Origin of the sequence: Kribbella antibiotica, assembly GCF_004349055.1 — a bacterium.
Lineage (GTDB): Bacteria > Actinomycetota > Actinomycetes > Propionibacteriales > Kribbellaceae > Kribbella > Kribbella antibiotica.
This window is the reverse complement of record NZ_SMKX01000055.1, coordinates 36,545-49,130: the sequence shown is the minus strand read 5'-3', so window position 1 is coordinate 49,130 and position 12,586 is coordinate 36,545. Positions and strand designations below refer to the sequence as shown.

Below are 12,586 nucleotides of genomic sequence, written 5' to 3'. Positions count from 1 at the left end.
GGGGATGCTGGGGTGGTGGATGTGGATTGGGTAGGGCTGCGGGTTGCCGCGGTGGAGGCCATGGGGCGGGCGTACGCGCCTTATTCGGGGTACGCCGTGGGGGCGGCGGCGGTGACCGACGACGGGCGGGTGGTTGCCGGGTGCAACGTCGAGAACGCGTCGTACGGGTTGTCCTTGTGTGCTGAGTGTGGGCTGGTCTCGGAGCTGCACCGGACCGGGGGTGGGCGGCTGGTCGCGTTCACCTGTGTGGATCAGCATGAGGCGTTGCTGACGCCGTGTGGGCGGTGCCGGCAGCTGTTGCACGAGCATGGTGGGCCGGAGTTGCAGATCGAGACGGCGACCGGGAGCCGGCCGTTGCGTGAGTTGTTGCCTGAGGCATTCGGGCCTGAGTTTCTGGAGGAGAAGTGAGCTTCGACGCGGTCGACGTGATCCGTACCAAGCGGGATCGCGGTGAGCTGAGTGACGGGCAGATCGACTGGGTGATCGACGCCTACACGAAGGGCGACGTCGCCGACGAGCAGATGTCGTCGCTGGCGATGGCGATTCTGCTGAACGGGATGAACCGCCGTGAGATCGCTCGCTGGACCGCGGCGATGATCGCCTCCGGTGAGCGGATGAACTTCGCGAAGCTGTCCCGCCCGACCGCCGACAAGCACTCCACCGGCGGGGTCGGCGACAAGATCACGCTGCCGCTGGCACCGCTGGTCGCGGCCTGTGGCGTCGCTGTGCCGCAGTTGTCGGGGCGCGGTCTCGGGCACACCGGCGGGACGCTGGACAAGCTGGAGTCGATTCCTGGCTGGCGTGCGGCGCTGTCGAACGACGAGATGATGCGGCAGCTCGAGGATGTCGGCGCGGTGATTTGTGCTGCGGGTGACGGGCTCGCTCCGGCCGACAAGAAGCTGTATGCGCTGCGCGATGTGACCGGTACGGTCGAGGCGATTCCGCTGATCGCCAGCTCGATCATGAGCAAGAAGATCGCCGAGGGGACCGGCGCGTTGGTGCTCGATGTGAAGGTCGGTACCGGCGCGTTCATGAAGGATCTGGCGGACGCGCGTGAGCTCGCCGAGACGATGGTTGCGCTGGGCACCGATGCCGGCGTGAAGACCGTTGCCCTGCTCACCGAAATGTCGGTGCCGCTGGGATTGACGGCTGGAAACGCTTTGGAGGTTCGCGAATCCGTTGAGGTGCTGGCCGGTGGTGGTCCCGCGGATGTCGTCGAGCTCACCATCGCACTCGCCGTCGAGATGCTCGCTGCCGCTGGGGTGACCGACGTCGACCCGGCGGAAAAGCTGCGAGACGGTACGGCGATGGACGCGTGGCGAGCGATGATCGCGGCCCAGGGCGGGGACCCGGATGCGGAACTGCCGATCGCTCCGGAGCAGCACGTCGTACCGGCTCCTGCTTCTGGTGTGTTGTCGAAGCTTGACGCTTTGGCTGTCGGGGTTGCGGCCTGGCGGCTCGGCGCTGGTCGGGCGCGGAAGGAAGACCCGGTTTCCGCGGTCGCGGGGATCGAGATGCACGCCAAGCCAGGCGACACCGTTGTGGCCGGGCAGCCGTTGCTGACCTTGCATGCTGATGATGCGGGCCGGTTCGAGCGGGCGCTGGAGTCGTTGACGGATGCAGTCGAGGTCTCGGCTTCGTACCAGGCCGGGCCGCTCGTGATCGACCGAATCGGCTAGCAAGACCAAGCCCCGCAAGCACAAGCCAGACCGGCACCGCACTTTTGCAGGAAGGTGCAATTCCGCACCACTCAACCACGCACTGTGATTTAGTGGAACGGTATCGGCTCTCGAGCCGACCCGTGACCGGAACCGCGCACTCCCCGTGATCGTCCGATCCGTTAGTGTGCGGGTGCTGGTTCGTCGACAAACTCTGGGGATAAAAGTGATGACGAGGTCTCGCGTCGGGTCCATGCTGCTCACGACCGCGTTGGTGTGCTCGCTGGCGGCCTGTGGCGGCAAGGATGACAAGTCCAGCGGCTTGCCCACCCTGACGCCGGATCCCACTAAATCAAGCTCGACCCCTTCGAGCACCCCCACGCCTCCTACGCCGACCGCGCTTCCGACCACCAGCACACAGAAGTACGGCGGGCTGACGGTGATTCTGAATCATCCGAATCCGCCTGCCAACTCGGACGATGTATTTGCGGCGTACGACAACTTCGAGCGGGCCGCGAACAAGACAGCCGCCACCAACGTCGAGGATCCGACGCTGACGAAATACGCGGTCGGCGCGGCGCTGACCACTATTCGCGGTCATCTGGCGGATCAGAAGTCCAAGAAGGTCGTTACCGGTGGTCAGGTCCGCCTGACCACAAAAGTTGAGACCTTCGGCGCGATCGCTGCGCTTACCACCTGCTTAGATCAATCGAAGTCGGTTCTGGTCAGGGCCAACGGCACGACTTATGTCGGGCCGGGCGCGAAGAAGTTTCCGCGGATCAAGATCGTTGTCATTCTCGGGCCCCTCGATAGCCAGTGGAAGGTCACGGGGTACAACGTGAAGGGGGAGAAATGCTGAGCCGACGCATGTTCTACTGCCTCGGAGTGACATCCACGGTGGCAATGTCGGTGGTGGCCGGAACGGTGCCGGCTGGTGCGGACTGGGAGGATCCTCCGCCGACCCCCGGCGCTTCGGGCAACACGATCAGCGTGAGCCTCACCGGCACAGGCGTCGGTAACGGTAAGGGCGGACGTCCAGGGCACACGTCGGTGAAAAAGGTGCCCGTTCCCTGCAACTACACCCAAGGCTTTACCGGCAAGCACTACTACGAGTTCGTCACGGGCGGCGCCCCGTTGGGGCGTGACACGAACGGCGTTCCGTTCGAGCCGCATCCAGGGTATGAGCAGTACAAGGACGACGACAAAGGCCACTGGTACGGCGGCATGTGTGATCCGGATCTTTTCGGTGGCGGTACGGCAGCGTTCAACGAGTTCATCACCAAGTGGTTCGCCGAACATCGGGCAGTGTATGTGCCGGAGGGGCAGCAGCCACCGGTACCACCTATTCCGCCGGCCATCCTGCGTGACGCTGCGTTCGAGGCGATGACGGTACCTGAGCCGAAGCTGAACTGGAATCCCAAGTTGACCGCCGCTGCGGGGACTGTGGTCAACGTGGATACCTGGGTGTGGCTGGACGGCTATCCGAAAGATCTCTACGTGCGGGCTTCTGTGGGCGCGGTCTGGGCTCAGGTCGACGCGGAGTTGACTGGCATGGAGGTCTCGGCGCCGGACGCTGACCCGGTGAGCTGCGCTGATGCGGGTACGCCGTACGCTCCCGGGGCGACCAGCGACTGCATGATTCGGTTTCGCAAGGCCGGCGCAGGCAAGACGCCGGTCACTGTGAAGGTCGGTTGGGCCACCACCTGGAGGTCGAGTGAGAACGGCGACCCGCAAGCTACGCCAGACCAACTCGACATACCTCCCGCCACAGCAGGCATCCAGGTACTGGAGATCCAGACACACAATCGCTGACGCGGTAGCTGGTGGGTACGAATGGCGCTCGGCAGGAGCACCCCTCACGATCCATGCAGAAACCGACTGCCTCGACCCCTGAATTTCGAGGTAGTGAGATGGAAGGTTGGCTGAGGGCACGGCGATGGTTGCCGGTGGCGGAGCTCATGGCGGGCGGAGTGTGTCTCAGGGCCTGATGCCGCCGAGCTGGGTGCTGAATTGCGGCGCCGAGGAATGAGGCAGCTGACGGAAGAGGCGGACTTCAACACTGCCGACGGCGTTGAGCCCACGATTACCGAGGATTCATCCAAAGATGTTGCTTGCGGCAATGACAGGGTGAAGCGGGTCTTCGCAGCTTCTTCCCCTTCAGGGTCTGCCGAGACATCGACCAGACCTTCGACTTTGCCTTCACCGCCTTGCGCGGGAGGTGTTACGACCTCACCAGTCGGCCAGATCCGGACAGCACGGCACGGCGGGGGGCCGTATTCACTGGCAAGGACGACTACAAGGTGACTTTGACGTCCGTCTTCACCGGCGGTGCGAAGCCGACCTTCCTCTTCCTCGGCGAGACAGTTCGTCTCGACCGTTGAGTGTCGTGGCGCGCGGCGTGGGTGGGATTGTGGTCTGTCTGTCTGGTAGAACCGGTGCATGGTGAAGCGGTGGTTGGTGACGGGGGTTGTTCTGCTGGCGGGGGTAGGGCTGACTGGGTGTGCGAAAGGTTCGACGCTTGCTGAGCTCGGCTCTGAGATCAAGCAGGTGGGGACAGAACAGCTAACCGAGGCTGCGGACACCGGGGCGGTCAAGGGAACGGCGCCGGTCATCACCGACGACGCATCGGCGGATGTGCCATGCGGTAGTGGTAAGGCGAAGAGGGTTTTCGCCGGCTCGTTCCCCTACAAACCAGATCCCGATATCGACACGACGCTAGATTTTGGCTATAAGGCGGTTCTGGCAACGATGGACACTGGCCGCTACAAGCTGACCAAGGAGCCGGACTCAGACGACACCAAGCGTCGGGAGTTCGTCTTCACGGGCCAAGAGGAGCACAAGGTGACCTTCACCTTCGTTCTGACCGGCGGAGCCGCTCCGTCCCTGGCGCTGCGCGCTGAAACGGCTTGCCTTGACGTGTGATCGCCGGGCTCACTTCCACTGCAGCGTGGAGCCATACTTCTCGCCGACCTTCGAGCCGCCGACGTAGTTCTTCTCGCCCTGATCGATCTTGTCGTCCATGACGTACGGCGGCTCGTCGTTGGAGTCGCTCCAGGCGAAGAACCTCGCCAGTTTTTTCTCGTCCTTAACGATCTCATCGACGCTCAGCAGGTTGCCGTCGGCGCCGCGGATGTCCGGAGGGATCACTTTGTGAGGATAGCCGGCGGCCACTAGCAGCGCGGCGGTCTGGTATTTCATGGTGAGTGTCTCCTGCAGGTCCTCGCTCTCCAGGATCTGTACCCGTGTGGCGCCGCCCTTCACAAACTTCTTCAGCCCGGCCCCGGCTGCCTTGGTGACACCCTTCCAAGCCCATTTGGCAGCGACACCGGTAGGAGTGGGTACCTTGCCGATGCCCAGCGTGACAACCTTCGAAATATTCTCACGCACCTTTTTGTCGAACGCGTCCATACTGCCGCGGACATCCTTCATCGCCTGATACTGCAGACCTCCCAGACTGCCGAATGCGTCCATCGTGCGCTCGAAGTTCCGGGGATCCCGCCCACCAGCCTTGATCGCGTCGCGGTCCTGCTGGGCAGCCAGCTGGGCGATCGCCTGGTACAGGTTTCCCATGGCCTCGTCGAACGGTTCGGACAGGACGTCGCTGTCGGCGAATCCGTGCAGGAAACGGTAGGTGTCTTCGGCACTCAGGTAGAACCTTGGGGTTATGCCCGGAATCGTGTTGAAGTCGGCCGGTTTACCGACGCCCGAGTCGCGGGCGCCACCGTCGTCGGTTCGAGCGCCGGTGAGGAGTTCGTGGGTGTAGGAGGCGGCTAGGCGGCCTAGGGAAGGCTTGATGGCGTAGGGGACTTGTTTGTACTGGCCGGTGGCGAGGATGAAGTCGAAGGCGAACTTGGCGGCGGCTTCGGAGTGGGCGCCGGACTTCTCGGTGGTGGAGCCCGTGCCGGCTTCGATGGCCAGGCCGAAGTTCTGGGCTACGGACTCTCCGGTGCCGACTGCGCCGGCGTAGCTGAAGACGAGTTTGACGGTGTCGGACATCGGGCCCATGGAGGTGATGGCCGAGCGGGCGGCTTCGGGGTTGTTCTTCAGGGCGCCGAAGGCCAGGGCGATGATGTCGTCGGGCAGGCCGGTGTCTTGGGACATGTTGCCGCGGAAGTCGCTGATGCCACCGTGGCCCTTGCGGGCGAAGGCGTCGAGGCCGTTGGCGCGGACGACCTTGGTGAGCCAGGTGGGGTCGAAGTCACCGTCTTGGAGGAGCGCGAGCCGGCCCCAGGCGGCCGGTGTGATGGGAGCACCATTCTTGGTCGGGGGATTGGCGAACATGTTCATCACGTCGACGATGCCCTGCGACGGATCGGTGTCTTTGAATGCTACGCCGAGTGCGGTGCTGAACGCTTTGACGTCCTCGCGGATGGTTTTGCTTCCGCTGCCGGACATCATGGGCACCAGCAGCTCGATCGACTGCGGGCCGAGTTCTGCGAAGAAGGCGGCGGCCAGGTCCGGGTCGTTCACCGAAGCCAGGGCGAGGGCGGCCTCGTGGTAGAGCTTGGCGTTTTCGGGGCCGGACTTGGTGTGTTCCTTGAGCTTCTTGGCCAGGTTGCGCATCCGGGTCAGTTCGGCCTCCGTCGGTAGGCGGACCGGTTCGTGGAGGCTGACCGGTCGGCCGGGGGAGGCTTGGGACTCGAGGGCTCGGGCGAGGCTGAGGCGGCGGCGGAGCATCGGGAGTTCGCCGTCGATCCAGCGGCCGACGTCCATGATCTTCTGGAACTCCGTCATACCAACGCCGTACTCACCGGCGCGGCGTTTCAAGGACGTCAGCGACTGCAGGGTTTTCGAGCGATTCTCCAGGTCGGTGATCATGGCGGCGAGCGAGCCCACGGTGATCGCGGAGATGTCGGAACTGTTGCCGCCTGAGCCCGGCCGTTTCATCAGTAGTGTCCGATTCGCTGGTCGTTGTGGAAGATTCTGGCTTCGCTGGTGGTCACCTTGTCGGGCAGCGTCCGCAGCTGTGCGTCGATCTGGGCGATGACGGCATCTACCCAAGGACCGAGGTTCTTCTTCCGGCCAGTGAGCTCGGCCGCCCAGTTCTTGGCGGCGGTCGGTCCGGTCCAGGTCTTGCCGTCGCCCATCTTCTTGGCCGCAGGATCCAGTGCGGTCGCAAGGCCTTCCCGAGCGGCGACGACCTCGGCGCGCAGCCTGGTGAGTGCTGCTCGCTCAGGGTTGGCGACCATCGGTTCAGGCGCGACCGGATCGTTCGGCAAGGCCATCTACTGCTCCCCGTCCCCCGGAGTGGGGCCCCAGCGGGCCGCTACGTTTGTGAACAAACCAATGTACTGCGTCAGGGTGTACCGGAAGTCGTTGTGGGCTTGCAGGTTGATGCAAGTTTTGATGGCGAGGGGATCGATAGTGGTGGCGCCGTGCAGGATACGGTGGCGTTGATCGGGCAGACCGTGTCCAGCTGAACCTTTCCAACGCCGCGGCCGACGGCTACGCCTGGGGCTTAGGGGCTGTGCACCGGGAGTCGTGACAGGATCGGCGGGACGGGCTGGCCGAGGCGAAGGATTGGGACGCATGCGGTTTGTGCTGACGGTGGCTGATCCGGCGGCTGGGAAGAGCGTCGACGTGTTGGTCGATGCGGAGCCTGGGCTGACTGTGGGGGCGTTGGTGCCTCGGTTGGTGGCGGCGGTCGGGCGGGATGTGGCGACGCCGGGGAACGTGATCAACCTCCGCGATCCGGGGCCGGTCGAGGACCGCACACCGCCGGTGTTCGTGGACGGGAAGCCGGTGGATCCGCGGCTGGAGCTGGCCGCTTCGCCGTTGCGTGAGGGGACGCTTCTCAGCATCGGGGACTCGCGTGGGTGTGTGCCGGCCGAGCCGCAGGGCGTCGTCGAGTTGCGGGTGGTCAGTGGTCCTGGCGCGGGTTCGGTGCACCGGCTCGGGATGGGGACCTACACGATGGGGAGCGCGGCCGATGCAGGCGTGCGCTTGATGAGCTCCGGAGTCCCGCCGCTGGTGGCGACGCTGAACGTCTCGGTCGCTGGTGAGGTGACAATCCGCCCCGAGGAGCTCGGTGGGGCTGGTGGCATGGAGCGGCCGGTCGATCCGATGGCCGGCCCGATCGTGATCCCGGACGAGACCGGTGACGAAGAGACGACGTACGTTCTGGAGCCCGGACAGCAGCCGGCACTGATCGAGCTGGACCGCCGGGACCTCAGCGCAGGCAGTCGTTGGTCGGGCAGCGACTGGCAACCGGGCGCGCAGCTCACCGTCGGCCCCGTCATGCTCACCCTCGCGGCCGTCGAGCCGCCGGATGCGTCACTGTCGCCCAACCCGGCCGGTGGCACGCTCGACTTCAACCGGCCGCCGCGCTTGCTGCCGCCGCCACGGATGACCGAGTTCTCGCTGCCGAGCGAGCCGGAGAAGGGGCAGAAGCCCACTTTTCCGCTCCTCATGATGCTGTTGCCGCTGGTCGGCAGCGTCGCTCTTGCCCTGATTCTCAAGCAGCCAGGCATGCTGCTGTTCGGTCTGCTCTCGCCGCTGATGTACATCGGCCAGTATCTGCAGAGCCGAAAAGAAGGAAAGTCCGGCTACCGCGTCCAGCTTGCCAAGTACGAGGAACGCAAGGCCCGGGTCGAGCGTGACGCCCGCCGCGCACTGGTTGCCGAACGCAACGCTCGACGTCGCGACCTGCCGGACCCGGCAGCCGTGCTGTTGTTCGCCACTGGTCCGCGGGCCCGCCTGTGGGAGCGTCGGCCGTCCGACCCCGACTGGCTGGAACTACGGGTCGGGATCGCCGACCGCCCCAGCGAGGTGATGGTCGAGGACCAATCGCTCGACAGCCATCTGCGGAAGCGGACTTGGACGGCTCCCGACGTACCGGCAACCCTTCCGCTCGTCGGCGTCGGGGTCCTCGGTGTCTCGGGCGCAGGCGGTGCGGCTCAGCAGATCGGCGCCTGGCTGGCCGGTCAGCTCGCGGCCTTGCACAGCCCCCGTGCGCTGCGGCTGGTCGTCCTGTGCCCGCCTGAGTCCGCACCGACGTGGCAGTGGATGCGCTGGCTTCCGCATGTCCGTGGGACCGAGGACGACGGCTTCCTCGGGATGTTCGGCAACGACAACGAGACGACGGTACGGCGGATCAACGAGCTGGCCAGGTTGGTCGAGGCACGCCGCAAAGCGTTGAACGCGAACTCGCCGGTCCCGCAACCGGCCCTGTTCGCCGAGCAGATCGTCGTGATCATGGACGGCGCTCGTCGGCTCCGGCTCCTCCCTGGTGTGGTCGGGCTGCTCAACGACGGGCCGTCGGTGGGTGTCCGGTTCATCTGTCTGGACAGCGACGGGCGGCAGTTGCCCGACGAGGCCAACGCAGTGATCGAGCCGCACGGCCAGTGGTGGCGGCTGCGACAGACCGGCGCGCCGATCGTCGACGGCATTCGGCCGGACATCGTCACGCCGCAATGGCTGGACCGGCTCGCCCGGTCGCTGGCGCCCATCCAGGACGTCTCGGGTGGTGACGAGGCGACCGCGATTCCGGCGTCGAGCCGGCTCCTGACAGTGCTGGGGATGGAAGCCCCCTCGGCCGACCTGCTCGCTCAGGGCTGGGCGTCGGGTGGCGGCCGGACCACTCACGCGATCATCGGTGAGGGCGCCGAAGGTCCGTTCGGCATCGACATCGTCCGGGACGGCCCGCACGGCCTGGTCGCCGGAACGACGGGTGCCGGTAAGTCCGAGCTGCTCCAGTCGATCATCGGATCGCTTGCCGTCGGCAACAGACCGGACGAGATGACGTTCGTGCTGGTCGACTACAAGGGCGGCGCGGCCTTCAAGGACTGCAACCATCTACCGCACACGGTCGGCATGGTCACCGACCTGGACGGTCACCTGACCACCCGGGCGCTCGCTTCGCTGGCCGCCGAGCTGCACCGTCGCGAACACCAACTCAAGCGCGCCAACGCCAAGGACATCGAGGAATACCTCGAACGGATGGAGCCGGCCGACGAGCGGATGCCGCGGCTGCTGATCGTGATCGACGAGTTCGCCGCGATGGTCTCCGAGCTGCCCGACTTCGTCACCGGCATCGTCGACATCGCCCGGCGGGGCCGGTCTCTCGGCGTCCACCTGATCCTGGCCACCCAGCGCCCAGCCGGTGTGGTCACCAACGACATCAAGGCGAACACCAACCTGCGGATCGCGCTGCGGGTCACCGACGCCGGTGACAGCTCGGACGTGATCGAGGCGCCCGAAGCGGCGTACATCTCCAAAGGCACGCCCGGCCGCGGTTATGCCCGGCTTGGGCACTCGTCGCTGATTCCGTTTCAGACTTCGCGCGTCGGTGGTCGGCCGCCGGGGCTGGTGGCCGCGACCGTTGGCGTCCGGCCGATCGACTGGCGCGACCTCGGTCGTCCGGCCGCCTTCGACGTTCAGGAGGCCGAGGACGACGTATTGGTACCGACCGACCTGGCAACCCTGGTGAAGGCGCTGCAGGGCGCGGCGGAGGTGGCCGGTATCAAGACTCCGCCGAGCCCGTGGCTGCCGCCGTTGGACGGCATTGTCACGCTCGACGACCTAGAGGTGACGAGCGCGCCCCAGGACGGCGCGCTGCCGCCGATTCCGTTCGGTCTGGCCGATGTGCCGAGTCAGCAGGCGCGACAGGTGGCGACCTACGACCTGGAGTCCGCCGGGCACCTGGCGATCATCGGCGCTCCCCGGAGCGGCCGCTCGGCGGCGTTGCGGGCTATCGCCGGGTCGATCGGCCGGACGATCGAGCCGAAGGATATCCACCTGTACGGCGTGGACTGTGGAAACAATGCGCTGCTTCCGATCATCAGTCTGCCGCACACCGGAGCAGTCGTCTCCCGCGAGCAGGCCGACCGACTGACCCGGCTCACCGCCCGGCTGCAAGCCGTCATCGGCAACCGCCAGCAGGAGCTGGCCTCGAAGGGATTCGCGGACGTCTCCGAACAGCGCCGCGCCAGTCCGGTGGACGAGCGGATGCCGTACCTCGTCGTCCTCCTCGACCGCTGGGAGGGGTTCGTTGCAGCGTTCGAGTCGGTCGACAACAGCCGACTCGTCGAGGCATGGCTGCAGATCCTGCAGGAAGGCGCGGGCGCGGGCGTCAAGGTGGTGATGACCGCGGACAAGAGCGCCCTGGTCGGCCGGATCTCCACCCTGATGGAAGACCGTTTGATGCTCCGGATGACCGATCCGTCCGACTTCCTGATGATCGGCATGCCGACCAAGGAGGTGCCGGACAAGTTTCCGCCCGGCCGAGGGTTCCGCTCCTCAGGCCTGCTGGAGACCCAGATCGCCTTGCTGGACAAGAACGACGACGGTACGGCGCAGGTCGCCGCTCTGCACCGGATCGGTGCGGCGGCGACGCCCACGTCCGAGATCCCGATCCGGCTCCAGCCGTTCCGCGTCGACGCGCTGCCGGCTTCGATCGGCGCGGCTGCCGCACTGGAGCTCGGCCCGCAGCCTTTGCGGCCGACCGAAGTACTGGTCGGTGTAGGTGGCGACAACCTTGGCATTCGGGCGTTCGACGCGTACGAGCACGGTCCGGGACTGCTTGTGGTCGGGCCCCCGCGCTCCGGGCGCAGTACGACGCTGCTGACGATGATCGACTCGCTCACCAGCCGCGGTTGGCAGGTGGTGGCGATCGTGCCGCGGCGCAGTCCGCTGCGCGACCTGACCGGGAAACCGGGGATCGCCGGGGTGTACGGCGCAGAGGCCGACACCGAGCAGGTGAAGTCCGTGCTGGACGGGCTGAGCAGCCCGTTCGCGATCGTGGTCGACGACCTCGAACTGCTCGGCATGGACGGCGCGATGTCAGAGTTGGTGGACGCCCGGGTCGGGATGCTGCGCGACACCGGCAACCTGGTCATCGGCGCGGGCTCGACCGGTGACCTGACCGCCGCGTACCGCGGGCCGGCCGCCTCGATGAAGAAGTCCCGGGCCGGGATCGTCCTGGATCCGCAGAAGTACGACGACGCCGAGATCTTCGGTATCAACCTGCCCCGTGGAATGGCCGGTGGCGCGCCCCCTGGCCGCGCCCTATTCGTCGTCGGCGGCCGATGGGAGCCCGTCCAGGTGGCCAAACCGGACTGATTCGTTGCCCCTGACAACGTCAGGAAACGCAGAAAGCCGGCCGACCTCGAGGGGCCGACCGGCTTTCGGGCGAGGCCGGATCAGCCGCCGGTGGCGGTCTGAATGGCCTGACGGTTCTTCTCGACCGCGGTCGAGGCGTGCGTCAGGTCTGCCTCGATGTTGCTGATGTTCTTCGCGCACTGACCCCAGGCAGCGCGGAAGTCGTCCGCGTACTTGCCCTTCCAGGTCGTGCTCGTGACCACACCCGAAGACGCAGTCTTCAGCTGGCTCAGCTGGGTCTGGAACTCGGTGAGCTTCTTCTTCAAAGCTTCCATCTCCGGCAGGCTGCCGCCGACCATGTCTCCCGACATAGGAACTCCCCAATCTCCTGGTGGTGCCAACGAAGCACCTCGTGGCTACAACGTAACGCTATGCAGGACCAGTTGCGGACCTGCCCTCGCTCAGATGCACAGCATCTGTTCACGGTCCTTGTTCAGGGCATCAATGGCAGCCTGGCATTCACCGAGCCTGACCTGCAACAAAACTGCACCTTGTTGCAACAGCACTCGCAACCCATCGGCGGGATGTCTTTGCAGCAAGGTGCAAATCTTCCGGATAGGTGAGCCGTGCGGGCAGTTGGCGCGTACCATCTGCGCGAGCCGAGGAACGAAGTTGGTCTTCGCTCGGTAGCGTGCCGGCCAGGAAAACGAGCAATGGTTGTGATCGGGCGATGGCCGTTCGTGGGATGAAGTCAAGGGTTCGGCAGGGCGGTTCGACGTAGGGCGTGGTGTGTCTGGCCCTGCACGGACGGTAAGGTCGGACGGTCGCCAGACGGGGGCGAGCTGCGCCGGACCGGTTCAGAGTTGCCCTGCGGAATTCGAGGAGCGGGG

The 12,586-nt window shown here is 65.8% G+C and carries 10 protein-coding genes; 7 read left to right on the top strand and 3 right to left on the bottom strand.

The window, feature by feature from the left end:
- Positions 1–15: 15 nt before the first annotated feature.
- The 5 genes from E1263_RS20015 to E1263_RS19995 all read left to right on the top strand — a co-directional run bounded on the left by E1263_RS20015 (position 16) and on the right by E1263_RS19995 (position 4,580).
- On the top strand, positions 16–408 hold the full coding sequence (locus E1263_RS20015; RefSeq protein WP_202868969.1) for a cytidine deaminase: 393 nt from the start codon (positions 16–18) through the stop codon (positions 406–408).
- Positions 405–1,679, top strand: coding sequence for a thymidine phosphorylase (locus E1263_RS20010; protein WP_132169535.1), 1,275 nt, complete (start codon positions 405–407; stop codon positions 1,677–1,679). Before E1263_RS20015 ends, E1263_RS20010 begins: the two co-directional genes overlap by 4 nt.
- 232 nt (positions 1,680–1,911) lie before the next feature.
- On the top strand, positions 1,912–2,517 hold the full coding sequence (locus E1263_RS20005; protein ID WP_132169533.1) for a hypothetical protein: 606 nt from the start codon (positions 1,912–1,914) through the stop codon (positions 2,515–2,517).
- Positions 2,511–3,470, top strand: coding sequence for a hypothetical protein (locus E1263_RS20000; protein ID WP_132169531.1), 960 nt, complete (start codon positions 2,511–2,513; stop codon positions 3,468–3,470). Before E1263_RS20005 ends, E1263_RS20000 begins: the two co-directional genes overlap by 7 nt.
- A 627-nt stretch (positions 3,471–4,097) precedes the next feature.
- On the top strand, positions 4,098–4,580 hold the full coding sequence (locus E1263_RS19995) for a hypothetical protein (protein ID WP_132169529.1): 483 nt from the start codon (positions 4,098–4,100) through the stop codon (positions 4,578–4,580).
- A 9-nt stretch (positions 4,581–4,589) separates the two neighbouring features.
- Here the strand turns inward: E1263_RS19995 and E1263_RS19990 are convergent, their stop codons facing one another.
- Complete coding sequence (locus E1263_RS19990) at positions 4,590–6,545, bottom strand: hypothetical protein (protein ID WP_132169527.1); 1,956 nt, start codon at positions 6,543–6,545, stop codon at positions 4,590–4,592.
- Positions 6,545–6,883, bottom strand: a complete 339-nt coding sequence (locus E1263_RS19985; RefSeq protein WP_132169525.1) for a hypothetical protein — start codon at positions 6,881–6,883, stop codon at positions 6,545–6,547. The genes E1263_RS19990 and E1263_RS19985 overlap by 1 nt, the downstream gene beginning before the upstream one ends.
- A gap of 304 nt (positions 6,884–7,187) precedes the next feature.
- On the opposite strand from E1263_RS19985, the gene E1263_RS19980 reads away from it, so the two are divergent.
- Entirely contained in the window at positions 7,188–11,717 is a 4,530-nt protein-coding gene (locus E1263_RS19980; RefSeq protein ID WP_132169523.1) for an FtsK/SpoIIIE domain-containing protein, read from the top strand.
- Between the two features lie 80 nt (positions 11,718–11,797).
- On the opposite strand, the gene E1263_RS19975 is transcribed toward E1263_RS19980, so the two are convergent.
- Positions 11,798–12,067: a hypothetical protein gene (locus E1263_RS19975; protein WP_132169521.1), complete on the bottom strand. Its 270-nt coding sequence runs from the start codon at positions 12,065–12,067 to the stop codon at positions 11,798–11,800.
- A 60-nt stretch (positions 12,068–12,127) separates the two neighbouring features.
- Here E1263_RS19975 and E1263_RS19970 point away from each other — a divergent pair, with 60 nt between their 5' ends.
- Positions 12,128–12,319, top strand: coding sequence for a hypothetical protein (locus E1263_RS19970; RefSeq protein ID WP_132169519.1), 192 nt, complete (start codon positions 12,128–12,130; stop codon positions 12,317–12,319).
- Positions 12,320–12,586 lie beyond the last annotated feature (267 nt).